Genomic DNA, 24,409 nt, shown 5'->3' on the forward strand with positions numbered 1-24,409 from the left:
TTTAATACTAAAATTCCCTATCCATACCATGAAGCATTTCATTTTTATACTCTCACTTCTCCTGTTGACACAGTTTACAAACGCCCAAACCGTTTACAAGGAATTTGAAGTTGATTCCGTTGCGAAACCGCACGGCGGTTTGCCATTGCTGGAGAAGTTTATCGATGTTAACCGGCGAATGCCCTACGCAGCCGATGTAGCCCGCGTCAAAGGCGCGGTTATTTTGTCGACAGTTATTGAACCGAACGGCACGGTTTCAGACATCACGGTTTTGCGCAGCCTCCGGCCGGATTGCGATCGCGAAGCGATTCGGTTGCTACGCTCGTTTAAAGCCTGGAAACCGGCCCTAAAAGCCGGCCAACCGGTTCGGCAGAATTTAACCTACACCATCCGGTTTACGCCTTCGGCCGCCCAAAGTGAACCCGGCGCGATCACCATGTATTATGACAGAGATGGCCGCGCGGTTGCCGACGAAGCACAGGCCCGGTTCAAGCTCATGACTCCTGTCGATACGCTGGGATTGCCCAACGGAAATCCGGTCATTTCGGAACGGAAAGGAAATAAATGGCAGAAAACCGTGGAAAATAGGTTTGAACGAATACCGTATAACCGCGCCAACGAAGACGATCCCTCCCTGCCGGATTCGATCCCGGCAATCCGTCTGGCGATCAAAGACCCGCAGTATAAATTTTTGAATGGAACGATTTATTCGCTGTATTCGAACGGGGCGGTTATGGCCCGGGAACCGTACGACGATGGTAAGCCAATCGGGCGATCGGTTTATTATTACCGCAATGGCGTGGTCAAATTGATCAGTGAAATCCGGCCGGATGGAAAAACGGAAGAATGGGCATGGCATCCAAACGGGCAGTTACAGCATGTTTTGATGAGAAAATTGGTGGCGATGTCACCTGAGGAAATTGAATTGTTCAGCCAGTGGGATTCAACCGGTAAGCAGTTGGTGCAGAATGGGCAGGGAACCGCCCGGTTTTTGTCCAGACAGGAAGGCAAATGGGTAACGGAAACCGGCCAGATTAACGAACAACGAAAAGAAGGGCTCTGGCTAGGCCGATTTGACGATGGCAAACTGGCTTTCCGGGAATCGTACCAGAACGGCAAATGTGAATCCGGAGTTGCTTATTACGAGTCGGACTCCCTAACGTACACCAATCCGAACCAAAACCCTGAATTTCAGGGCGGTTTAAATGGCTTGGGAAAGTTCCTTTCAACCAACATCAGTTATCCACCGGATGCTGCCAGAGCCGGAATCCGGGGTAGAGTTTTTGTCAGTTTTGTCGTTTGTCAGGATGGCTCACTCTGCGACTACGAAGTGCTGCGGGGTGTTCACCCGAGTGTCGATAACGAGGCCCTGCGGGTCGTGAAAGCATCGAACGGGAAATGGAAACCGGGTGCCATCCGGGGGAAGCAAGTGCGGGTTAAATACAACCTGCCGATCAATTTTCAAATGGAATAGCGCGGGTTTGAAACGGCTCGCAGCTTCTGGTTTGTAAAGCTGCGAGCCGTTTCGTTATTAGTTAATGGTATCAAAACCGCAATACGGCACCAGCACTTTAGGAATCCGGATGCCTTCGGTCGTCTGGTTATTCTCCAGAATGGATGCCAGAATCCGGGGCAGCGCCAGCGCCGAACCGTTCAGGGTATGCAGCAGTTGGGTTTTTCCTTCCACGCGTGACCGGAGTTTCAGCCGGTTGGCCTGAAAGGTTTCAAAATTAGACACGGAGCTCACTTCCAGCCAGCGCTGCTGAGCCGCCGACCACACTTCCATGTCGTAGGTCAGCGCCGACGCAAAACCCATATCGCCCCCGCAAAGCCGCAACACGCGATACGGCAGTTCCAGTTTCTGCAACAGCGATTGCACGTACTGGCTCATTTCCTCCAGGGCCTGGTACGATTCTTCCGGTTTGCGGATTTGCACAATCTCCACTTTATCAAACTGGTGCAACCGATTCAGACCGCGAACGTGCGCACCCCAGGAACCGGCTTCGCGCCGGAAGCAGGGCGTGTGGCCCACGTTCTTAACCGGCAATTGATCGTCCGGCAAAATGACGTCGCGGTACAAATTGGTGATCGGAACTTCGGCCGTCGGAATCAGGTAGAGTTTGTCTTCCGTAGCGTAATACATCTGGCCTTCTTTGTCCGGTAATTGACCCGTTCCAAAACCGGAATCCTCGTTGATCAGAATCGGTGGCTGAATCTCGAAATAACCGGCTTTCAGGGCTTCGTCGAGAAAGAAATTGATCATCGCCCGCTGAATCCGTGCGCCTTTTCCCCGGTAAACCGGAAAACCGGCACCGGTAATTTTATTGCCCAGATCGAAGTCAATAATGCCGTATTTCTTGATCAGCTCCCAGTGTGGCAAGGCGTTTTCGGGCAAAACCGGGATTTCGCCGTGTTGCAAAACCACTTCGTTTTCCTCGGGCGTCCGGCCTTCGGGCACGCTGCTGTGGGGCAGATTCGGCAGGGTTACCAGCACTTCCTGCAATTGCTGCTCGGCGGTTTTCAGGCTTTCTTCCAGTTCTTTCGAGCGCGTTTTCAACTCGGCGGTTTCGGCTTTGGCCGCATCCGCTTCGGCTTTTTGACCGGCTTTCATCAGGGCTCCGATTTCTTTGGCCTTGGCATTGGAGCGAGCCAGCACATCATCGAGTTCTTTTTGGACATCCCGCCGTTGCTGATCAAGCGCCAGTACCTGCTCGACGGCGGTTTCGGCGTTGGCAAACCGTTTCTTTTTCAGGCCCGCCAGCGTGGTTTCTTTGTTATCGCGGATAAAAGGAAGTAAAAGCATGTTATTCAGGTAATAACTGCCGGACGGCAGCAATGAACTGTTCGGTTTGTTCTAAAAGAGGTAAGATTTCTTCTTCTGTAAAATAGACAAAGTCATCATAATCACCTTCTTGTCTGGCTTTAAATAACCTGCTATAAAATTTGCTTGAATCAGTAGATAGCTTGCCGGTTTTAAAAAAATGCAGATCAAGCATGTGCTTGGCACCAGAATGCGATTTTAGCCCAATATCTTCCTGCGCCATTAAAGCGGTTACAATCTGAAATGCTGCATAATATAATCGGTTTGCCGCACCGCTCCAGCCACCACCCGCAATCAATAATTTTGCCTCCTCCAGAGTTTTAGCGGATTTGGCTATGCGGTATTTGATTATATCCTGCTTATGCCATTTCATAGCTTTTTACCGTCTTCCAGAATGTTTTGATACAAGTCTGTCACCTCATAATTAGGCCATTCTTCTTTAGAACGAATAATCGAACTTATAACTCGTTCTGCTTCTAATTCTAGCTCATTGAGTTGATCTGAAAACGTAAACTTTAATTCCCACGTTACTTTTTTAGTAGTAAGCACCAAAAAATCCCAATCCGAATCCTTTCGATGATCACCCCGCGCCCGGGAACCAAACAAGTACACATCAGCCTGTGGATCAATGGAATGAACGGATTCCTTGACCTTTTGCAAAAATGCTTTGTTGGTTAATCGGGCCATACCAAAATGGGTAAATCGCAAAGGTAATCAGACCTGTCAGGTTTTAAAAACCTGACAGGTCTTGAGTGTCCTGGCATATTTTTATGCTTCTCCCAGGTTAAACAAACCTTCGTTCAACGCGTTCAGCGCTTCGGCTTTGTAACGTCCGTGCATCAGCAGCGAGATGTTATGCTCGGTGCCGCCGTACGAAATCATTCGGATCGGGATGCCTTCCAGCGCTTTCAGCACCTGCAGGGCGATACCGGCGTGATCGGCGCTGAAATTACCCACGATGCAGACAATCGTCTGGTCGTAGTCCGGTTCTTCCAGATCGCAGAACGTCCGCAGTTCGGCCATCAACTCGGGCAGATTATCGGTTTTGTCGATCGTTACGGAAACCGATACTTCCGAAGTTGCAATCAGATCAACCGGCGTTTTGTATTTCTCGAACACCTCAAAGATCCGGCGCAGAAAACCGTAGGCATTCAGCATCCGCAGCGAATGGATGTACAAGGCCGTAATGCCATCTTTGGCGGCCACGGCTTTGAACACCTGATCGGAGGTTTTGCTGGCAATCAACGTCCCTTCCGCATTCGGGTCCATCGTATTTTTCAACCGCACCGGAACACCGAACATCTTCGCCGGAGTGATTGTGGACGGGTGCAGGATTTTGGCCCCGAAATACGCCAATTCAGCCGCTTCTTCAAACGTCAGTGCCCGAATCGGGAAGGTTTTTTTAACAATCCGCGGATCGTTGTTGTGCATGCCGTCAATGTCGGTCCAGATCTGGATTTCGTCAGCCCGAATCGCTCCGCCGATCAGCGAAGCCGTGTAATCGGAACCGCCCCGTTTCAGGTTATCGACTTCTCCACGCGGATTCCGGCAGATAAATCCTTGGGTTACAATGAGTTTCCTATCCCCATGCGCCCGCAGCAATTCCCGCAATTTGCGCTCCGTAAAGTCCAGCTCGGGTTCGCCGTCGGCGTCGATCCGCATGAATTCCAGCGCGGGCAGCAAAACCGAATCCTGATCGCTTTCTTCCAGATACGCCTGAAACAGCTGCGTACTCAGCAATTCGCCTTCGGCCACCAGCTCCTTATCCTGTTTCAGCGTAAACGGCCGGATGCGCGTCAGCGAACGAATAAACGAAAACTCGTTTTCGATGATTTTCTGACCCTTCGTTAAGCCTTCCGACGTCTTGTACAACTCGCGAACGAACGAATCGTAGTGTGCTTTCAGGTGCTCAATTTTTTCGGCCGCTTCATCGGGCTGATCCGCTTTCAGGGATTCGGCGATGGACAACAGCGCGTTGGTGGTACCGGACAAAGCCGACAGAACGATGATTTTTTGCTGATCATCGGAAGTAATCAGGTTGCGGATCGAATGCATTCGTTCGGGCTTGCCAACGGACGTTCCGCCAAATTTCCAGACTTGCATCTTTGATTAAATTGTTGAATTGTCGAATGGCTGGATGGCTAAATGGTTAAAAACCGCTACGGCAATTTTTAACCATCTAACTTTTAGCCATTTAATCATTTGAAACTATAAACTTGTTGCTGTAAGCCTAACATTTTGATGGCGGTTATGGCGGCTTCGTCGCCTTTGTTGCCGTGAATTCCGCCCGCCCGGTCGATGGCCTGTTGCTGATTATTCGGCGTCAAGACACCGAAAATGACCGGTTTTCCGGTTTGCAGTCCGACGTTCGTCAGGCCCTGCGCAACGGCGTGGTTGATGTAATCGTTGTGCTTGGTTTCGCCCTGAATGACACAACCCAGCGCAATTACCGCGTCGATTTCGTCGCGCTGGGCAAACCAACTGGCTCCCAGGCTGAGTTCGAAACTGCCCGGAACGTTGCCCCGCACGATGTTTTCGGTTAGGGCTCCGTATTGCAGCAAGGTCTGGTAAGCTCCTTCGAACAGAGCTTCGGTTACTTCGGCATTCCATTCAGCCACTACAATGGCGAATCGCCGGTGGCGGATGTCGGGAAGATTATCAGTGGAAAAAACACTCAGATTTTTTAATTCACTTGCCATGGACTATGATTACGCTGATTGATAGTGATACTGATGATGGATTATGAATTAAGATGGATTTTGGAGTAACGACAGAGATCAAAAATAGAAATCATACTTACCATTTTTAATCACCGTAATCATAGTCCAAAAAGAAAGGACAAAACCGGTCGGCTTTGTCCTTTCGCAATGGGTTGTTTCAACGCTGCTTACGACTCACCGACAGTGCTTTCCAGCACGGATTTATACTTCTTGGCGTTGGCCGCTTCCGAAGAGGTTGGGTATTTGTCGATGATCGAATTATACGTATCGATGGCGTCCTGATTCTGCTTGCTTTGCTCATAGGCAACCGCCAGTTTCATCAGATAGCCAGGTGTAAATTGGGCATTGGGCTTATAATCAGCCGCTTTTTTATAATAATCAATGGCGTCGCTATACGATTTCTTTTCCATGTACGCATCCCCGATCAGGGCATACGCACGCGCCTGTACCAGCAGATCCGACGAACTGAATTTTTTCAACCGTTCAATGGCGTCGTCGTATTTACCTTGTGCCAGCAAAGCATATCCAGCCCGAAAATTAGAGATATTACCGGCAGGTGTTGCACTGTTTTCGTCTGCAATGGTGAGTAAGCCTTCGTTAGCCCCATTGCCGTTCAACGCTTTTTTCAATGAGTCAGCTTCCCACTCGTAGACCGATGGGAACATGGCCGTTTGGGCCTCCTGATCCTGACTATCAACCCAGTACCGATAACCAATAAATCCGGCAACGATCAGAACAACCGCGCCCAGCAGACCCAGAACCAGTTTCTGATTTTTCTCAAAAAACAACTCCGCCTTCCCTAACGAACCCGCCAACGCAGTGGGATCTTCCAGAAACTCCAGTTTGGAGTTTGTTTGTGTCTTACTCATTTATTATTATCCAAAATTTCGGACTGCAAATTTAGTAAATCTCTGGATAATAGAAAGAAGAAAGAGAAAGTTTTGATACCAACGCCCAGATAATCGGCATGAAAAAGGGAAGATATCGAAAAGAAAACAAGCTGTCAGCTCTTTTCTTCCCTTCCTTCTTCCCTCTTTTGCCGGTGCGGTTCTGACTTATTCCAAAATAAACGGATAGTCTTTCTGCATGTAAACGTCTTTGAAGGCCTCTTCCGGAGCCGGATAAGGCGATTCTTCGGCAAACTTCACCGACTCATCCACGATGCCTTTGATTTTCTGATCAATGGCCGCCAGATCGTCTTCGGTCGCCAGTTTCTCTTTCAGAATGGTCGCCCGGACGTTCTCGATCGGGTCACGTTGCTTGTATTGCTCCAGCTCGTCTTTCGTGCGGTATTTCTGCGGATCGGACATCGAGTGACCCCGATACCGGTACGTCCGGAATTCCAGGAACGTAGGTCCCTCGCCTTTGCGGGCGCGCTCGGCGGCCCGACTAACGGCTTCGTGAACGGCTTCCACATCCATCGCATCGACGGGTTCCGACGGCATGTCGTAGGCTTCGCCCAGGGTGTAGAGGTCGGTTACGTTGGAGGTACGCGCCACGGAGGTTCCCATGGCATAACCGTTGTTTTCAACCACGAAAATAACCGGCAGTTTCCACGTCATGGCGATGTTGAGCGTTTCGTGGAACGAACCCTGCCGAACCGCACCATCACCCATGAAGGTAATGCAGAGATTCGTGGTCTTGTTGTATTTCTCGGCGAAAGCAATCCCCGCTCCCATCGGAATCTGGCCGCCCACGATTCCGTGGCCACCCATGAAGTTAACCGACTTATCAAAAATGTGCATCGAACCGCCTTTGCCTTTCGACGAACCGGTTTGTTTGCCGAATAATTCAGCCATGATAGCGTTCGGATCGGAGCCCAGTGCCAGCGGAATACCGTGGTCGCGGTAGGCCGTAATCCATTTATCATCTTTGGTCAGAGCGGAGTATGACCCTGACGAGCAGGCTTCCTGCCCGATGTAGAGGTGACAAAAACCCCGGATTTTCTGCTGTCCGTAGAGCTGACCGGCTTTTTCTTCAAATTTACGTTGCAACATCATCGACTCGTACCAATACAGGTAGCGTTCTTTGGGATGTTTGGTTTTTGCAGCGGCTGGCGATGCGTCGCCCGGCGAACCGTCGCCCGGCTTAGATTTTTCCTTTACACTTGCCATATAGTTCGTTGGGCGTAAAAAAAGGATAACCGAATAAAACGGAAATCGTTGTGCGATATAGATAAGCGGTCATTACGTAACAAACGACCTGTATCTTTGTTGCTTAAACACGCGGCTGTTACCACCACGATGCCGCGAAAATACGCAATTCCTGCTAACAACCATACCGATGTATTTGGAAAAACTCAACCTGACCAACTTCAAAAATTACGAGGAAGGGAGTTTTACATTTAGCGAACAGATTAATTGCATCGTTGGACCGAACGGGAGCGGCAAAACCAATCTGCTGGACGCGGTTTATTTTTTGTCGCTGAGCAAAAGTGCCTTCCACAACCAGGATGCGTTGAGTATTCACCACCAAAGCGATTTCTTTATTATTGACGGTATTTTCCGAACCGGTGACAAATCCACCCAGATCACGTGCAGCCTGCAGCGCGGCCAGCGGAAAGTGTTGTTGTCAGACAAAAAACCGTACGAGCGAATTAGCGAACACATCGGGCGGTTTCCGGTCGTGATGCTGGCACCGAACGATACCGATCTGGTCCGGGAACACAGTGAGGAACGGCGGCACTTTTTCGACGGCGTTCTGTCGCAACTGGATTCGGATTACCTGCGCGATTATTTGTTCTACCAGCAGATTCTGAAACAGCGCAACGGCACTCTGAAACTGTTTGCCGAACGGAATTACCTGGACGAAGAACTGCTGGAAACGTACAACGAACCGTTGCTTCAACTGGCCGGGCGCATTTACCAACGCCGGAAGCGGTTTGTCAGCGAATTTTTGCCCATCGTTCAAAAACATTACGCCTACCTGAGCGACGCCCGCGAAGCCGTCGATATTATTTATGAATCGGAAGTGGGCAACGAGGAATTTCCGAAAGATTTCCGGCGAAACCGCCAGCGGGACATTCAGTTGCAACGTACCAACAAAGGCGTTCACAAGGATGATTATGTTTTTGAAGCCAATGGCGTTGCGCTGAAAAAATTCGGTTCGCAGGGGCAGCAGAAGACGTTCGTGATTGCCCTGAAACTGGCGCAGTTCGAGCAGTTGCAGGCCGAAAAAGGCGTCAAACCGATGCTTTTGCTGGACGATATTTTCGACAAACTCGACGACCGCCGGATCGATAAGCTCATCACCCTAATGGAACACCACACCTTCGGCCAGATTTTCATCACCGACGCCCGCCCCGACCGCACCAAAGACCTACTCACTGCCGTGAAAGCCGACGTCGCCTATTTCCGAACGGAAGGGTGATTTAAGTCCAAATCCCAAAATATTATGATTTTGTGGGATTTTGGTTCACCCCGCCCAATTTTCCCGGTCCAGACTCCGGTATTGAATAGCTTCGGCCAGGTGTTCGATTTCGATGTGTTCAGCGCCCGCCAGATCGGCAATCGTTCGTGAAACTTTCAGAATCCGGTCGTAGGCGCGGGCCGACAAACCCAGTCTTTCCATCGCGGTTTTCAGCAGCGTCAGCCCTTCCGTGCTGATGACGCAGATTTCTTTCACCATCTGCGACGGCATCATCGCGTTGGAATAAATGCCGGTTTGCTCCCGAAACCGCTTCGTCTGGATTTCCCGCGCCCGAATCACCCGCTCCCGAATGGTTTCACTGCCTTCGGACGGCCGGTTGGCGGTCATCTGGTCGAACGAAACCGGGGTGACTTCCACGTGCAGGTCGATGCGGTCGAGCAGCGGACCGCTGATTTTATTCAAATACCGCTGCACCACGCCCGGTCCGCAAACGCATTCTTTTTCGGGGTGATTGTAATACCCGCAGGGACACGGATTCATACTGGCGATCAGCATAAAATTGGCCGGAAACTCTACGGCCCACTTCGCCCGCGAGATGCTCACTTTCCGTTCTTCGAGCGGCTGCCGCATCACTTCCAAAGCCGTGCGTTTAAACTCCGGCAGTTCGTCCAGAAACAACACGCCGTTGTGCGACAACGAAATTTCGCCGGGTTGCGGAAAACTGCCCCCACCCACCAGAGCCGCATCGCTGATCGTGTGGTGCGGTGACCGGAAGGGCCGGGTCGCAATCAAAGTAGCCCGACTCCCGAGTTTTCCGGCAACGGAGTGAATCTTGGTGGTTTCCAGCGCTTCGTGCAGCGTCAGAGGTGGCAAAATACTCGGCAGGCGTTTCGCCAGCATGGTTTTTCCGGCACCCGGCGGCCCGATCATGATGACGTTATGCCCACCGGCAGCGGCAATTTCCATTGCCCGTTTGATGTTTTCCTGGCCCTGAACATGGGCAAAATCGGCCGCGTACGCGTTTTGAGTATTCGTAAACAGTTCCCGCGTATCCGTAACCAGCGGTTCAATTGCTTTTTTCCCTTCGAAAAACTCCACGGCATCCATCATGGTTTCAACCCCAATCACATCGAGATTATTGACGATGGCGGCTTCCGGGGCGTTTTCGGCGGGCAGGACAAAGCCTTTAAAACCGCGTTTGCGTGCTTCAATCGCAATCGGCAAAACGCCTTTGATCGGCCGCAGTTTGCCGTCGAGCGACAGTTCACCCATGATCACGTAGTCTTCCAAGCTGCGTTCCAGCGTAATTTGTTCCGACGCCTGAAGCACGCAGAGCCCGATCGGCAAATCGTACGACGAGCCTTCTTTGCGAATGTCGGCCGGAGCCAGATTGACCACGACTTTTTGCCGGGGCATCCGGTAGCCGAAGTATTTCAGGGATGACTCAACGCGTTGTTCGCTTTCCTTGACGGCACTGTCGGGCAACCCAACCAGGAAAAAGTGCAGCCCCTGTGCCACCGTGACTTCAATCGTAATGATGGTTGCGCCCACACCGTGAACGGCGCTTCCGAAGGTTTTCGCCAGCATGAAAAGCAGGTTTCGGTTCTGATTACTCCTCTGTTAGACGCACAACCGGTCGAAAGGACACAGGAAAACCGGGACTTTCTTTTCGATTTTGCGGACCGATTCCCAACTAATTTTCGTCAGAATCGACAGATTTACCGCCCGCTTGTTTGTAAACTCTGAAAAGGCAGCAAAATTTGGAGCAAAATTGATATCTCTGTTTTATTAAGATCTCTTAACGCCGGTACTATGATTGCGCAGCAACCTTACGTCCACCAGATCGAGGCTGTTTTTTGGAAGGAATTTAACCGGCAACCCGAATTGCTGGTGCGTGGGCCGGGGCGCATCAATTTGCTGGGCGAACATACGGATTACAACGGTGGGCTGGTGTTACCGGCCAGCATCGATAAAGAGATCATTTTTGCTCTCGGCAAACGCTCCGACCAAACCGGGCGGATTGTGGCCGAAAACCTGAATCAATCATTTTCATTTTCACTCCGCGAGATCACGCCATCTCCGCAAGGCTGGCCGAATTATTTGATGGGCGTCGTCGATCAGTTGCAGAAAGCCGGTTATTTCCCGGGCGGTTTTGAGCTGGTTTTCGGCGGAAATATTCCATCCGGCGCGGGTTTGTCATCGTCGGCGGCTCTGGAATGCGGACTCGCTTTCGGCCTGAATCAATTATACAATTTAGGGCTATCGACCATCGACATGGTGAAGCTGAGCCAGCGCGCCGAAAACCAGTTTGTCGGCGTCAATTGTGGCATCATGGACCAGTTTGCCTCCATGTTCGGGCGCGACCAGGCCGTGATCCAACTGGATTGCAAGTCTCTGCACCATGAATATTTTCCGTTTCAGGCGAAGGATTACGTGCTGATTTTGTGCGATACGGGCGTCAAGCACTCCCTCAACGACAGCGAATACAATACCCGGCGACAGGAATGCGAAACAGGTGTTTCGATCCTGCAGCAATATAATCCCGAAATCCGGTTGCTGCGCGACGCCACAACGGCCCTGGTGGATGCCCACCGCGATGAAATGCCGGGGAAAGTTTACCAGCGTTGCCGGTATGTTACCGAAGAAATCCAGCGCGTTCGGGTAGCGTGTCAGTATTTGCTGGAAAACGATCTGACGGCTTTTGGCCAGAAAATGTACGAAACCCACGCCGGTTTGCAGCACGATTACGAAGTAAGCTGCGAAGAACTGGATTTTCTGGTTGATCAAACCCGGGCGGACGATGCGGTTCTGGGCGCCCGGATGATGGGGGGCGGTTTTGGCGGCTGTACCATCAATATTGTCAAACGCGAGGCTGCCGATGCTTTTGTGGCCCGAATGAGTGCGGTTTATCAGGAAAAATTCGGCATCGAGCTGAAATGTTACCCGGTCCGGATTACGAATGGGACGTCGGTTTTGGGAAAAGAGTGAAAAGTGTCTAGGTGGCGCATCTCCGTTCAAAATGTTATCTTTGTAAAAAGCGAAAACGATGGTTATTGAGCGTCAAAATAACGAAATCATTATCCGGCTCAACAGTTCTCTGATTGATATTGAGGATGTTCAGAAATTTGTCAGCTATTTTAAATTTCTGGAATCCAATGCCGGAAATCAGGGAACGGAAGAACAGGCCGCCGAACTGGCGCGTGAAGTTGACCAAAAGTGGTGGAAAGAAAACAAACACCGTTTCCTTCCATGATTGTTATCGTTGATGCGAATATTTTATTTAGTGCCCTTATTTCGGCCAATGGCAAAATAGCACGACTGCTTACCGATCCCACTCTTTCTATCCGGCGTGTAAGCTGCCATTACGCGGTGGTGGAGCTTTTCAAACACCAGCCTAAAATTGTTAAATACGCTAAAAAACCGCTGGAAGAAGTGATTGATGACCTTTCCACGCTCATCAATAATCTGAAATTATACAATGAAACCTTGATTGAGTTGCAACATTGGCAAGAAGCCGCACGCCTTACGGCAAATGTGGATCATTTCGATGTCAGCTATGTTGCGCTGACCCTACAAACCGACGGCTGGTTGTGGACCGGCGATAAAAAACTAACTACACATTTGCAGGCAATGGGTTTTAATCGGGTCATCAATACGGAAGAATTGTATCAAATACTGAATCAGCCTGAGAAAGAAAGCTGATTTTTCTCTCAGGCTGATTCGTACTAAAAACCGCTCCACTATTTACACCGCCAGGCTCCAGCCTTCGCGGTATTCCCGCTTCACGTACTGATTAGCCAGGTCGTAATTGGTGACCTTCATATTGGCGGCATCCCACAACAGTTTTTTCCGTCCGTTGTAGCGATCGGTCGATTTTTTGGCGGTCGGATTGTCGCGCAGCATCCAGCTTCGCAGGGCCAGATTTCCGATCAGAATACTTTCGGCAAACGGTGCCGCATATTCAAACGGCGAGCTCGTCACGCCTTTGCCGTAGCCGGCAATGCAGGCATCGACCCACTGCAGATAGTGATCTTCGTTCGGTACGCGGGCAATCGTTTCCGGAATATTGATCGATTCATTGGCTTTCAGCGGCAGCAAACGCGGATTCGCGCCGTAGCAGTCGGCCATCAGTTTTCCTTTCGAACCGATGAACAACACCCCGCCGTCGGAGTTTCCGAAGGCTTCGCCCGGCTGCAGTTCTTCCGGCAGTTCGGGCAAAATGCCACCGTCGTACCAGCTTAATTTGATGTCACCCTTGTTGTCTTTCCGGGGATAATTCAGGTGAATCGATGAGGAGAAGGGCGTCCAGTCGGGGTTGTTGTCCTGCTCGCGGAGCGTGAATGTCCAGGTTCCGGCCACGCTGCATTCGACTGAATTGGGGTAATCGAGCGGCAAAATCCGGAAAACCGGGTCCAGAATGTGGCAGGCCATATCGCCCAGTGCACCCGTACCATACGGCCACCAACCGCGCCAGTTCCAGGGCAGATACGCCTGATTATAAGGCACTTTCTTGGCCGGTCCGAGCCACAGGTCAAAGTCCAGTTCTTTCGGAATGTCGTAGGATTGGTCGGTTGGAACGGCCTGCGGCCAAACCGGACGATTGGTCCAGGCCAGCACTTTATGCACGTCGCCGATTGTGCCCGCGTCGTAAATTTCCTTCATCCGGCGAACACCGTTCCCCGAGCCGCCCTGGTTGCCCATTTGGGTAATAACCTTGTATTTTTTAGCCGCCTGCCCCAAAATCCGGGATTCGTAGATGTCGTGCGTCAGCGGTTTTTGCGTATAAACGTGCTTGCCGAGCTGCATCGCAGCCAGGGTGGCCACGGCGTGCGTATTGTCGGGCGTTGAAATGGAGCAGGCGTCGATCGTCTTGCGTTCTTTGGCCAGCATTTCCCGAAAATCCTTGTAATACGTCGCTTTCGGAAAGCGGTTTCGGGATTCAACCGCCTGACGATCATCCACATCGCACAGCGCCACAATGTTTACATTCGGACTTTTCGAAAACGCGGCCAGGTCACTTTTTCCTTTGCCGCCGACGCCAATTCCGGCAATGTTGAGCTTATCGCTCGGGGCAACAAACCCTTTTCCCAGCACGTGCCGGGGAACGATCATAAACGAAGTGGCCGCCAGTGTCGATGTTTTGAGGAAATCCCGGCGGCTGGAATTCTCCGTAGGTACGTGGTTGTCTTCCATGAAAAAGAGGTTTAGAAAAAGGGTATTTAAGCCCAACGTAAGTTTTAATGAGCTAAGGCTGAAATCAATACGAAAAAAGGCGCCAATTGGGCTAGTTCAACGGCAAAATTCTTGTCAGATTTTTGATCACGACGTCGAAATACAGGCGCAAAAAATAAGCCCCGTTAAACCGGCTGCGGTCAACGGGGCTTATTTCAGTTTATTAGCGTTAAATTACTCCTTCCAGCGCCATTCATTGGCGATTTGCAGCGAGGTCCGCAGGCCCTGGGCGATCAGAAAATCGCGGGTTTTCGTGTCGTCCATCCGCTGCGTCGGAATCGCGTCGGCATTCGCGAGCGCGTAGAGCAGCATCGCCGAGTAGCGAACGGTATTTTTCAGCTGGTCCTTATTCACCAGATTCATCCGGTCGCAATTGGCGTGGTAACAATCCAGTACGTTCCGGTCCAGATGTCCGCTCATGCCAACCACCGGTACCCCTTCCATCATAAACGGCTGATGATCACTGTGTAAACCGGCCTGATTTGATAAGGTGTTCTGGAAAGCCGGTTCGATTTGCTTGATTTTGTCGCCAACTTCGGTCAGAAACGGCATCATTTCGTTGCGGCCAAACGCGTTAAAACCGCTGGGATCGTTGGTCATGTCCAGATTCAGCATATAGCGGACCTGATCCAGCTGACCGGTTTTCTTCAAATCTTCAACCAGGCTCCGCGAACCGAGCAAACCCTGCTCCTCACCCATGAACATGACAAACTCGATCGTGCGTTTCGGCTTGATTTTCAACGCCTTGAAGGTTCGGGCAATGTCCAGAATCGAGAACGAACCGATGCCGTTGTCGATCGCACCCGTCGCCAGATCCCAGGAATCGAGGTGGCCGCCGACGATGATTTTTTCGTCGGGAAACTGCGAGCCTTTCAGTGTTGCCACCACGTTCCGCGCCTTGATTTTCTTGCTCACGTTGGTCATGTCGATCACCGCGTGCAGGTTTTTTTCGTCGTGCATCCACTGGCGAATTTCCTGCCCGCTTTCCAGCGAAATACAAACCGACGGAATCGATATGAGCTTTCCGGTTACGGAAGCCGTTCCGGTCAGCAGCACATTGCCCGGCACCAGATTGACCATAATGACGCCGATTGCGCCGTGCTGAATCGCCAGAGCGGTTTTTTCGGAGCGGTGGAGATTCCGGGCGCCCTTCGTCGGAGCGGCCAGGCCGATGTTGACGAGGGCAACCTTCCCTTTCAGCCGTTCTTTCGCAGCTGCAAAATCGCCTTCCAGGCCGTTGCCCAAGTCGACAATCTCGCCCTGAATGTGGGCTTCGACGGGCGAATGCGCCAGGGCTACGACCTGCACATCCCGGAAATTATCACTTTTGTAGGGCACCACCGCCAGCGTAACGGTATCGCGCATCCACGATTCGACTTCAAAAGGCGCGTATTGGGTGTCCGAATACCCGTAGTCTTTCAGCAGATTGTGGGTGTATTCTTCGGCCTTGCTGCCGTTGGGGCTGCCCGTCAGCCGGTGGCCGATTCGCTGCGTGGCATCGGTGAGGGTTTCATACACCCGGCTGTTTTTCAGGACTTCCTGATTGATTTTCGCAAATACTTTTTCAAGCGACGGACGGGCCGGTTCGCCGTCGATCCGGTCGCCCGGTTTTTTCAGGGTGTAGGCACTTAGCAAATAAATACCGCCCGAAAGCAGCAGATAAACGTAGACTTTTTTTCGCATAGTGAGGATTGCAATACAACTCCCAAAATAACTAAAAACCGGCTGAATGCCATTTGTAAATCCCTAAAAATCTTTAAGTTTCTTTGCCAAACCAAAACTCCTCAACGAATCCTGAAAAAAAGGTGTTTATTGGGTTTATTATTCGTTCCATTCCTTTTTATGACAAACGCGCAGACGACACCGGTTTTACCCAAAGCGGCCATCAAACCGACCGAACTGACCACTCACGGCCATACCCGCATCGATAATTATTACTGGCTCAACGAACGGGAAAACCCCGAAGTTTTGGATTACCTGAAAGCCGAAAACGACTATCTGGAGGAAATTCTGGCTCCCGTCAAAGACTTTCGGGTGAAACTGTTCGAGGAAATGAAAGGCCGGATCAAGCAGCAGGATGAATCGGTGCCGTATAAAGAAGGCAATTATTATTACTATACCCGGTTTATGGAAGGGGGCGAATACCCGGTTTATTGCCGGAAACCCGGTTCGCTGGATGCCGAAGAGGAAATCGTGCTGGACGTCAACGAAATGGCCAAACCGTATTCGTATTACAACGTCGGCGGTCTGGAAGTAGCTGATAATGAGGAACTGGTGGCTTATGGCGAAGATACCGTCAGTCGGCGGATGTACACGCTGCGGATCAAAAACCTGAAAACCGGGGAGATTTATCCCGACGCGATTCCGGATACCGAAGGCGAAAGTTACGCCTGGGCCGCTGACAATCAGACGCTTTTCTACATTCGGAAAGATCCGCAGACGCTGCTGGGCTATCAGGTATATCGCCATACGCTCGGCACCGATCCGGCCGAAGACGTGCTGATGTACGAGGAAACCGACAACCAGTATTACATGGGCCTGGGGCGCATGAAGTCGAAGAAATACATCGCCGTGGTGTCGGATCACAACGGTGTGGCGACGGAATACCGACTGCTGGAAGCGGCCAATCCAACCGGCGAGTTTGCGGTTTTTCTGCCCCGCGAAAAAGGGCACGAGTACGACGTTCAGCACCTGGAAACCAGTTTTTACGTCCGCACGAACTGGAAAGCCGACAATTTCCGGCTGATGGAGGTGAAGGAAAACAAAACCAACGACCGCTCGGCCTGGAAAGAAGTCATTCCGCACCGGCCCAACGTGTATTTGCAGCAACTGGACGCGTTCAAAAACCACCTGGTGCTGGGCGAACGGAAGGACGGGCTGATTCATCTGCGGGTTCTGGATCAGAAAAATAAGCAGGAACACTACCTTGATTTCGGCGAACCGGCCTACGTCGCCGGGATTGGCTACAACCCGGATTTCAACACCAATATCCTGCGCTTCGGTTATTCGTCGCTGACCACGCCCGGTTCGACCTTTGACTATAATATGGATACGCGGGAAAAAACGCTGATGAAGCAGCAGGCCGTTCTGGGCGGTTTCGACCCGACGAACTACACCTCGGAGCGGTTTTTTGTCAAGTCGCGCGACGGCGCGAAGGTGCCGGTTTCGGTAGTGTACCGGAAGGATACGAAGAAAGACGGTTCGGCTCCGCTCCTGCAATATTCCTACGGTTCGTACGGCTATTCGACCGAACCCGGTTTTAGCTCCACGCGCCTGAGCCTGCTCGACCGTGGTTTTCTGTTTGCCATCGCCCACATTCGCGGGGGTCAGGAAATGGGCCGGAAGTGGTACGACAACGGTAAAATGCTGAAGAAGAAAAACACCTTCAACGATTTTGTGGACGTTTCGGACTACCTGATTCAGCACAACTACACCAGCGCGGACCGGCTGTTTGCGATGGGCGGCAGCGCGGGCGGTTTGCTCATGGGTGCGGTGGTAAACCAGAAACCGGAGCTGTACCGGGGCGTGGTGGCTTCCGTGCCGTTTGTCGATGTCGTGACGACGATGCTGGACGAAAGCATTCCGCTGACGACTGGTGAGTTTGAGGAATGGGGCAATCCGAAGATCAAGAAATATTACGATTACATGCTTTCGTATTCGCCCTACGATAACGTCAAGGAAAAAGCCTACCCCAACATGCTGGTGATGACCGGTTTGCACGACTCGCAGGTGCAATACTGGGAACCGGCCAAGTGGGTTGCCAAACTCCGCGCGCTGAAAACCGATACCAACCAGTTGCTGTTGCAAACCAACCTGGAAGCCGGTCACGGCGGGGCATCGGGGCGGTTTGAGGCCCTGAAGGAAATTGCGCTGGAATACGCCTTCATGCTGAATCTGGTCGGGATTCGGGAGTAACAAAATCCGTTCCTAAATAAAGTCCCCGCTTGCTGTGACAATCGGGGACTTTTTACTTCCAAAGGGTAATGCCCCGGCACACATCTCCGGTGCGCATCCCTTCATGAAATTTGCTAAACTCCTGATTCTTGTTTTTTTCGTCGGTGTGTCCAGCGGTTATGGGCAAAATACACCCGCGCCGGTTAAACAGGGCGGTGTTCTCCGGTGGACCGACAACTGCGTTCGTTGCGCAATGGGCAATCACCGCTGGCGGGCCGTAGACGGCACCTGCTATTTCCCCATCGATTTGATCGAAAAAACGGGTTACCACCGCGTCTATCGCTGGACGAAAACCGGTCGGCGGAAAACCCGGACGATTCTGGTGGCGAAAGGCGAATTCAAGAACGAAGATTTCAAGGATTTTGAGAAAAAGGAATACGTGAACGTTTCGGCGGCTAACCAGCGACGCCAGCGCCGGGAACAGGCCCAGATCTGGCCGTTGTTTACGCGTCCGGAAACCAAACCGCTCTTTACGCTGCCATTGGGTAAACCCGCCAATCCGCTTCCGGCTACGGAAGGTAATTTTGGTGCCTACCGAACGTTCGACGGCAGTCCCCGAAACCGCCACACCGGAACCGATTACCCGATTGGAACCGGCCAGCCGGTTTTGAGCATGGCTGACGGCAAAGTGGTGCTGACGGCCAATCACTTTTTTGGCGGAAATTCCGTCTTTGTCGATCACGGCAACGGTCTCGTCACGATGTATCTGCACCTGAGCGGTTTTGCCGTTAAAAAGGGAGATCGCGTGAAAAAAGGCCAGAAAATCGGCGAGGTGGGCGAAACGGGTCGGGCAACGGGACCGCATCTGCACCTCGGTGTGCGCTGGCACAACGCCCGCATCGACCCGGCTGTTCTGCTGGAAGATCCGGCTAAATTGCCCGCACTTGATTGATGAGCCGGGAAAACCGCATGGTCGCGCAAAAACCGTGCGGTTTTTTATTTTTTGCCGGTTTTGCTCTCTTTGGCAACGGCGACCGGTTTTATTTTTTGTAAAATAACTCCCCGATCTTTTGCAGATCAAACGCAACACCATCCTGCGAATTGGCTAAAAAGGCAATTACGAGCTGATCGTCGGGGTAAATCAATAAATACGAACTACTGCTGAACGAGTCACCGGCGTGGTACCAGATCCGGTGGCCGTTCTTATCTTTCCCGACATACCAGCCCAAACCGTATCCGGTTTCCTGGCCGTCCGTCGTCCGTTGTGATGTAAACAGAATATCCCGGTATTTTGGAGGAATCGTATTTCCGTACAACAACGCATTACCCAGTTTGACCAGATCCTGGGTCGTTGAAAGAAGGCCGCCCCCGGCGTATTTGTAACTCCAGTCGCCCAATTCATTTTCCTGCCCGGTTGCATCATAAAATTTACTGCGGTTGGTCTTCGCATGACGGATATCATCACCGGAAGTATGATGCAAACCCAGCGGTTTCCAAACGTTTTTGGCCATGTAGTCCAGGTAGTTGTTGCCACTGACGCTTTCGATGACGGCACCGATCAGATTCCAGCCAAAGGTCGAATATCCGAATGTTGATCCGGGTTTGAACAACAGCGTATCATTTTCGAAAACCCGCAGGGCTTGTATTGCATTCTCAAAATGTTCCGTTCGGACAAAATCATTCCAATCCATCTCGTTGTAATCCCTGAATCCGGCCAGATGACCGGCCAACTGCCGGGTGGTAACCGGGTATTTTTTCACCGGAAAAGCCGGAACGTAGGTTTGAATGGGTGCATCCAGATCCAGTTTTCCCTCCGAAACCAGTTGAATCAAGGCGAGCGAGGTAAGGGATTTCGACACGCTGTTGATCCGGAAAAGCGTGGAGTCGGTTACGGCAATTTGGTTTTTCACATCGGCAAACCCCAGCGCGGCCGACCAGATCGGTTTATTCGCCACGCTGACGCTAATCTGCATCCCGTTCAGGCCCGTATCGTCCATAAAATCCCGGCAAAGCTGCTCGGCTACACATTCTGGCTGATTACCCTGACACGGTTTTTCAGAAACGGGCGGTGCCGTTGGGTTAAGCTGGTTACTCACCGTAACTGTCGCGGCTACAATGCCGCGAACCTTTTTCCATTCGCCAAAACTGGTTTCTTGGACATAACTCGTAAACTGATCGGCAGCAGCCGACGAATTAACGATGCCAATAAACGTTCCGGGCAAATCAATACCGCCCCGCAGCAACTGGCGAACTTCCTTTTTCCCTTCAAATTCAACGGTATCGATTTTTAGTCTTTCAGGATGTTCCTGAATGTACTTCCGGTATCCGTCCGCGATGTCGGTCCGGTCCTGTAAATCCACAATCTGCTCAAACGTAACAAAGAACGGTTTTGAAACCGGATAGTTTAGCGCCGACAGATCAAACGCCAGCCAGCCGTTTTTCATCGTCGATTCCATCACAATGCTTTGCTGAAGGAGGTCTTCGCCGGGCTGGCCGGTCAGCGGATCGACATTGTTTAACCGGATTCGGAATCGGAACGACTTCAGGTTATTTCTGAAAATACGAAGGTTCACTTTTTCGAGAAAAACCGGAAACGTAAACCCTTTCTTCCAATCCGATTCGTTGGGCTTGATCAACAGCGCGATGGATCGCCCGGCATAGGTTGTATCGGTTTCGAGCACACTACCCCGAAAGCTGCGGTTTCCCAACTCAAACGTCTGATTCCGTTCCTTTTTTCCGGTTATCGTAATGGTATTTAACGTTTTAGTCCGTTCCGAAAGAAAAATAGTAACCGGTTTTTCGCCTTGAAAAAACCGCACGGGTACCGCTTTTTTCCCAAAGCCGAGCGCCGAAAAACGGATGGTACCTGCCAGAAGTTTCTGCGGAATCCGGATCGAAAAACTACCGTCTGGATTGGACAATGTGCCGACATTCGAATGGAGAATTCCGATGTTGGCGTACGGAACCGGCTGTTGGGTCGTCCGGTTTAAAACCGTGCCGTTGATGATCTGCTGCCCAAAACCGGCCGTCGATAAATTAAAAAGAAGGATGATCTGGACAATTTTCTTCATGTAGTAGAGCTTCCTATCGTGAAACTGCCATTCACGACATTTATTGCTCAGCAATGATCCCTCTTTTCAAACTTCCAATTTGCCCTGCAATTACTTTGTTGGTAGGGTTTGCTCGCTTTCTTTAGCGAGAATGTCCCGTAAAGTCATAAATTCCCCTTCATGCGAAACCAGTCGTTCTCCCGATTTTTTTAGCTGTTGAAGGGTATGCGCATTTTTAATGACCGCTTTCTTTTTTTCTGACTGCTTCATCGTATTTCGATCGTTCTTTCCGGCTGGCAGTCCGGCAACTGATTGGTCTAATTTCGTCGTTTCTGATAACAAAAACAACATATTTTACGGTATTTAGGCTGCTCATTCCCAGCCCGTGATATTGTTGTTCACCAAATCGATCTATCCGATCAGGGATGGCTATAAAGTTTTTGTCGTAAAATACACTTTCAACTTCCTCAATCGTATTGTTACGATCTGGGTAATCGTCAACAATATGCTTCACGTTACCAGTATCCCATTGAAAGTTAAATTCCATTTTGCCAGAGAGAAGGCTGCTGTTAAACAACTTCATATATGACGAAAACGAGTCTGGCAAGTAACAGCCCACGGCACATTCGTTTGCCTAACTTCTCCGCGCTGCGTACTTTGCACCTCGTTTTATCACTGAACCTTGCGCTGTAATGTATCTTCTTGGATTTGATGTCGGCAGTTCGTCCGTAAAAGCCTGTTTGCTTGAAGTTGAAACCGGTGCGGTGGTGGCCTCCGCGTTTTTTCCCGAATCGGAAATGCCGATCGACGCACCCTTGCCGGGATTTGCCGAACAAAATCCCGATGCGTGGTGGAAAAACGCGTGTCTGGCGTCGAAAACCGTGTTATCAAAAACCGGCGTAAAACCGGAAGACGTCAAAGCCATCGGTATTTCCTACCAGATGCACGGCCTGGTCGTCGTTGATAAAGGGTTGAATGTGCTGCGTCCGTCGATTATCTGGTGCGACAGCCGGGCGGTTTCCTACGGCGAAAAAGCGTTCGAAACCGTTGGCCGGACCAAAAGTCTTCAGCATCTGCTCAACTCGCCGGGCAACTTTACGGCCGCCAAACTGGCGTGGGTGAAGGAAAATGAACCGGCGGTTTATGACAAAATTCACAAATTCATGCTGCCGGGCGATTACCTGGCCGCCCGCATGACCGGCGAAATCGTCACCACACCCTCCGGCTTGTCGGAAGGGATTCTCTGGGATTTTCAGGGCGAAAAACCGGCGGATTTTCTCCTCGATTATTTCGGCTTCGATCCGTCGCTCGTCGCCAATCTGAAACCGACGTTCTCCGTTCAGGGCGAACTGACTTCCCAGGCTGCCAGCGAGTTGGGGCTGGCCGCTGGAACCCCCGTTACGTACCGCGCGGGCGATCAGCCGAACAACGCGTTCTCGCTCAACGTACTGGAACCCAACGAGATTGCCGCCACCGCCGGAACGTCGGGCGTGGTCTACGGCGTCAGCGATCAGGCCAAATACGATCCACAATCCCGCGTCAATACGTTTCTACACGTCAGCCATACGCCCGAAGCTCCGCGTTACGGCGTGTTGCTCTGCATCAACGGAACCGGTATTTTGAACAGCTGGCTGCGGAATCAGTTGCTGCGCGGCACGGTCAGTTACCCCGAAATGAACGAACTGGCGAGTCACGCGCCGGTCGGAGCCGACGGGTTGCTGTGTTTGCCGTTCGGCAACGGAGCCGAGCGTGTCCTCGAAAACCGCGACCCGGGCGCTTCATTTCACGGTTTGCAACTCACCCGCCACGGATTGCCGCACTGGATTCGGGCGGCTCAGGAAGGCATCGTTTTTGCGTTTTACTACGGTATTCAGGTCATGGAGCAAGTCGGCGTTGGCCTGAAAACCATCCGCGCGGGCGAAGCCAATATGTTCCTCAGTCCGCTTTTCCGCGATACGCTGGCCAACCTGACCGGGGCCGAAATCCAGCTTTTCAATACCGACGGCGCGCAGGGAGCCGCCCGTGGAGCCGGTTTGGGACTGGGAATTTACAAAAACCGCCAGGAAGCCTTCACCGGTCTAAAAGTAACCCGGACCATTGAACCGGATATGCGGGCACAGGAAGCCTACCGGGAAGCGTACGAAAAATGGCAGAGCGTTCTGAAAAGCTAATGCTGAACTGATTTCGGAGAACATTTTATAAAACCGCAACGGCTTGACAGTTCCTTGGTGGGCTGTCAAGCCGTTGCGGTTTTAGCTATTTCGATTATTTATTTTCCCGAATCACCAGCATTCCTTTCGTCCAGCGAACCAGCTCGTTCAGCATGGTTTGGGCGGATCGTTGACTGGTTTCATTCGGCTGAAACTCGGATTCGTCGTTGATAAACTGATCGAAAAACGGAACATTCACGGCTTCGAAGAGCGGAACAATTTTCAGCGCGATCAGATCGCTTTTCAGTTGCACACTCGCCCGGGTTCCGGCCGAAATCCCGCCGTAACTGACAATTCCGGCAGCTTTGTAGGCCCATTCCTGCAGAAGATATTCCAGCGCGTTTTTCAGCGGAGCCGGATATCCGTGATCGTATTCGGCCGTTACGAAAATAAACGCATCGGCTTCGTCAATTTTGGCACTCCATTTTTTCGTGTGCTCGTGTTCGTACTGCTTCAGGCGCGGGTGGGCGGGCTCGTCCATGAGCGGCAGCTTGATTTCGGCCAGATCCAGCACTTCGACGTTAAATTCGCCGTGATTTCGGGCGATTTCCGCAATCCAGGCGGTGACCAGCGGCCCTTTGCGACTGGGCCGGACGGTCGAGTTAATAATTTTCAGGTTGTACATACGATTGGTTAAATTGAATTCGCTGAATGCGCTTACAATTCTCCAATGTCTTCGTTCCAAACCTCCGGTTTTTGAGCGATAAATTGGTTCATCATGTCGACGCACTCCGGCAAATCGAGGTCAATGACTTCGACGCCGTGTTGTTCCATGAACTCCCGCGCTCCGGCAAAGGTTCGCGACTCGCCCACAATTACCTTCGGAATTTTGAATTGCACAATCGTTCCGGCGCACATGTAACACGGCATGAGTGTCGAATAAATAACCGTGTTGCGGAACGAACCGACGCGCCCGGCGTTGTTGAGGCAATCCATTTCGCCGTGCAGAATCGGGTTGTTTTCCTGCACCCGCTTGTTGTGGCCCGAAGCCACCAGTTCGCCATTTTTGACCAGCGCCGAGCCGATGGGAATACCGCCCTCCGACAGGCTTTTCCGAGCCTGCCGAATGGCTTCCTGCATGAATTCGTCGTTCATTGTAAAACCGGTTTTATA

The 24,409-nt window shown here is 51.4% G+C and carries 22 protein-coding genes; 8 read left to right on the forward strand and 14 right to left on the reverse strand.

What is annotated here, in order from left to right:
• Positions 1 to 28: 28 nt before the first annotated feature.
• A complete protein-coding gene (locus GJJ30_RS19975) occupies positions 29 to 1,474 on the forward strand; it encodes a TonB family protein (protein WP_154176934.1) in 1,446 nt (481 codons plus the stop codon).
• Positions 1,475 to 1,531: 57 nt separating this feature from the next.
• Here GJJ30_RS19975 and serS read toward each other — a convergent pair whose 3' ends face one another.
• From serS to pdhA, 7 genes are all read right to left on the reverse strand, one after another.
• Complete coding sequence (serS, locus tag GJJ30_RS19980; RefSeq protein ID WP_154176935.1) at positions 1,532 to 2,803, reverse strand: serine--tRNA ligase; 1,272 nt, start codon at positions 2,801 to 2,803, stop codon at positions 1,532 to 1,534.
• Between the two features lies 1 nt (position 2,804).
• On the reverse strand, positions 2,805 to 3,194 hold the full coding sequence (locus GJJ30_RS19985; protein WP_154176936.1) for a HEPN domain-containing protein: 390 nt from the start codon (positions 3,192 to 3,194) through the stop codon (positions 2,805 to 2,807).
• Complete coding sequence (locus GJJ30_RS19990; RefSeq protein WP_154176937.1) at positions 3,191 to 3,508, reverse strand: nucleotidyltransferase domain-containing protein; 318 nt, start codon at positions 3,506 to 3,508, stop codon at positions 3,191 to 3,193. The genes GJJ30_RS19985 and GJJ30_RS19990 overlap by 4 nt, the downstream gene beginning before the upstream one ends.
• Positions 3,509 to 3,589: 81 nt before the next feature.
• Complete coding sequence (locus GJJ30_RS19995) at positions 3,590 to 4,924, reverse strand: aspartate kinase (protein WP_154176938.1); 1,335 nt, start codon at positions 4,922 to 4,924, stop codon at positions 3,590 to 3,592.
• A 95-nt stretch (positions 4,925 to 5,019) separates the two neighbouring features.
• A complete protein-coding gene (gene ribH / locus GJJ30_RS20000; protein WP_154176939.1) occupies positions 5,020 to 5,520 on the reverse strand; it encodes a 6,7-dimethyl-8-ribityllumazine synthase in 501 nt (166 codons plus the stop codon).
• A gap of 188 nt (positions 5,521 to 5,708) precedes the next feature.
• The gene (locus GJJ30_RS20005; protein ID WP_154176940.1) at positions 5,709 to 6,410 is read right to left on the reverse strand and encodes a tetratricopeptide repeat protein; all 702 of its coding nucleotides are present in this window, start codon (positions 6,408 to 6,410) and stop codon (positions 5,709 to 5,711) included.
• Positions 6,411 to 6,596: 186 nt separating this feature from the next.
• A complete protein-coding gene (gene pdhA / locus GJJ30_RS20010; protein ID WP_154176941.1) occupies positions 6,597 to 7,655 on the reverse strand; it encodes a pyruvate dehydrogenase (acetyl-transferring) E1 component subunit alpha in 1,059 nt (352 codons plus the stop codon).
• Positions 7,656 to 7,824: 169 nt separating this feature from the next.
• Here pdhA and recF point away from each other — a divergent pair, with 169 nt between their 5' ends.
• Entirely contained in the window at positions 7,825 to 8,910 is a 1,086-nt protein-coding gene (gene recF, locus GJJ30_RS20015) for a DNA replication/repair protein RecF (RefSeq protein ID WP_154176942.1), read from the forward strand.
• A 45-nt stretch (positions 8,911 to 8,955) separates the two neighbouring features.
• On the opposite strand, the gene GJJ30_RS20020 is transcribed toward recF, so the two are convergent.
• Positions 8,956 to 10,497 (reverse strand): YifB family Mg chelatase-like AAA ATPase, encoded by a 1,542-nt coding sequence (locus GJJ30_RS20020; RefSeq protein WP_154176943.1) that lies wholly within the window; start codon positions 10,495 to 10,497, stop codon positions 8,956 to 8,958.
• Positions 10,498 to 10,722: 225 nt separating this feature from the next.
• Between GJJ30_RS20020 and GJJ30_RS20025 the strand changes: the two genes are divergently transcribed.
• Genes GJJ30_RS20025 through GJJ30_RS20035 form a run of 3 tightly spaced genes read left to right on the forward strand, consistent with a single transcriptional unit; the run spans position 10,723 to position 12,612 of the window.
• The gene (locus GJJ30_RS20025; RefSeq protein WP_154176944.1) at positions 10,723 to 11,898 is read left to right on the forward strand and encodes a galactokinase; all 1,176 of its coding nucleotides are present in this window, start codon (positions 10,723 to 10,725) and stop codon (positions 11,896 to 11,898) included.
• Positions 11,899 to 11,956: 58 nt separating this feature from the next.
• Positions 11,957 to 12,163: a hypothetical protein gene (locus GJJ30_RS20030; protein WP_154176945.1), complete on the forward strand. Its 207-nt coding sequence runs from the start codon at positions 11,957 to 11,959 to the stop codon at positions 12,161 to 12,163.
• Positions 12,160 to 12,612: a PIN domain-containing protein gene (locus GJJ30_RS20035; RefSeq protein WP_154176946.1), complete on the forward strand. Its 453-nt coding sequence runs from the start codon at positions 12,160 to 12,162 to the stop codon at positions 12,610 to 12,612. Before GJJ30_RS20030 ends, GJJ30_RS20035 begins: the two co-directional genes overlap by 4 nt.
• Positions 12,613 to 12,654: 42 nt before the next feature.
• Here GJJ30_RS20035 and GJJ30_RS20040 read toward each other — a convergent pair whose 3' ends face one another.
• A complete protein-coding gene (locus tag GJJ30_RS20040; protein ID WP_154176947.1) occupies positions 12,655 to 14,103 on the reverse strand; it encodes a Gfo/Idh/MocA family protein in 1,449 nt (482 codons plus the stop codon).
• Positions 14,104 to 14,316: 213 nt separating this feature from the next.
• Positions 14,317 to 15,825: a M20/M25/M40 family metallo-hydrolase gene (locus tag GJJ30_RS20045; protein ID WP_154176948.1), complete on the reverse strand. Its 1,509-nt coding sequence runs from the start codon at positions 15,823 to 15,825 to the stop codon at positions 14,317 to 14,319.
• Positions 15,826 to 15,984: 159 nt separating this feature from the next.
• On the opposite strand from GJJ30_RS20045, the gene GJJ30_RS20050 reads away from it, so the two are divergent.
• Positions 15,985 to 18,057 carry a S9 family peptidase gene (locus GJJ30_RS20050; protein ID WP_154176949.1) on the forward strand — a complete coding sequence of 691 codons (2,073 nt, stop codon included), beginning with the start codon at positions 15,985 to 15,987 and terminating at the stop codon, positions 18,055 to 18,057.
• A gap of 103 nt (positions 18,058 to 18,160) precedes the next feature.
• The gene (locus GJJ30_RS20055; protein WP_154176950.1) at positions 18,161 to 18,988 is read left to right on the forward strand and encodes a M23 family metallopeptidase; all 828 of its coding nucleotides are present in this window, start codon (positions 18,161 to 18,163) and stop codon (positions 18,986 to 18,988) included.
• A gap of 88 nt (positions 18,989 to 19,076) precedes the next feature.
• Here the strand turns inward: GJJ30_RS20055 and GJJ30_RS20060 are convergent, their stop codons facing one another.
• Positions 19,077 to 21,107 (reverse strand): serine hydrolase, encoded by a 2,031-nt coding sequence (locus tag GJJ30_RS20060; protein ID WP_154176951.1) that lies wholly within the window; start codon positions 21,105 to 21,107, stop codon positions 19,077 to 19,079.
• A 214-nt stretch (positions 21,108 to 21,321) separates the two neighbouring features.
• Positions 21,322 to 21,633, reverse strand: a complete 312-nt coding sequence (locus tag GJJ30_RS20065) for a BrnT family toxin (protein WP_154176952.1) — start codon at positions 21,631 to 21,633, stop codon at positions 21,322 to 21,324.
• A 145-nt stretch (positions 21,634 to 21,778) separates the two neighbouring features.
• Between GJJ30_RS20065 and GJJ30_RS20070 the strand changes: the two genes are divergently transcribed.
• Complete coding sequence (locus GJJ30_RS20070) at positions 21,779 to 23,257, forward strand: xylulokinase (RefSeq protein ID WP_154176953.1); 1,479 nt, start codon at positions 21,779 to 21,781, stop codon at positions 23,255 to 23,257.
• A gap of 94 nt (positions 23,258 to 23,351) precedes the next feature.
• Here GJJ30_RS20070 and GJJ30_RS20075 read toward each other — a convergent pair whose 3' ends face one another.
• Both GJJ30_RS20075 and GJJ30_RS20080 read right to left on the reverse strand, forming a co-directional pair.
• Positions 23,352 to 23,921 (reverse strand): NADPH-dependent FMN reductase, encoded by a 570-nt coding sequence (locus tag GJJ30_RS20075; protein ID WP_154176954.1) that lies wholly within the window; start codon positions 23,919 to 23,921, stop codon positions 23,352 to 23,354.
• Positions 23,922 to 23,953: 32 nt separating this feature from the next.
• The gene (locus tag GJJ30_RS20080) at positions 23,954 to 24,391 is read right to left on the reverse strand and encodes a nucleoside deaminase (protein ID WP_038119844.1); all 438 of its coding nucleotides are present in this window, start codon (positions 24,389 to 24,391) and stop codon (positions 23,954 to 23,956) included.
• Positions 24,392 to 24,409: the final 18 nt, after the last annotated feature.

The sequence above is a fragment of the Larkinella terrae genome (genome assembly GCF_009668025.1).
Lineage (GTDB): Bacteria > Bacteroidota > Bacteroidia > Cytophagales > Spirosomataceae > Larkinella > Larkinella terrae.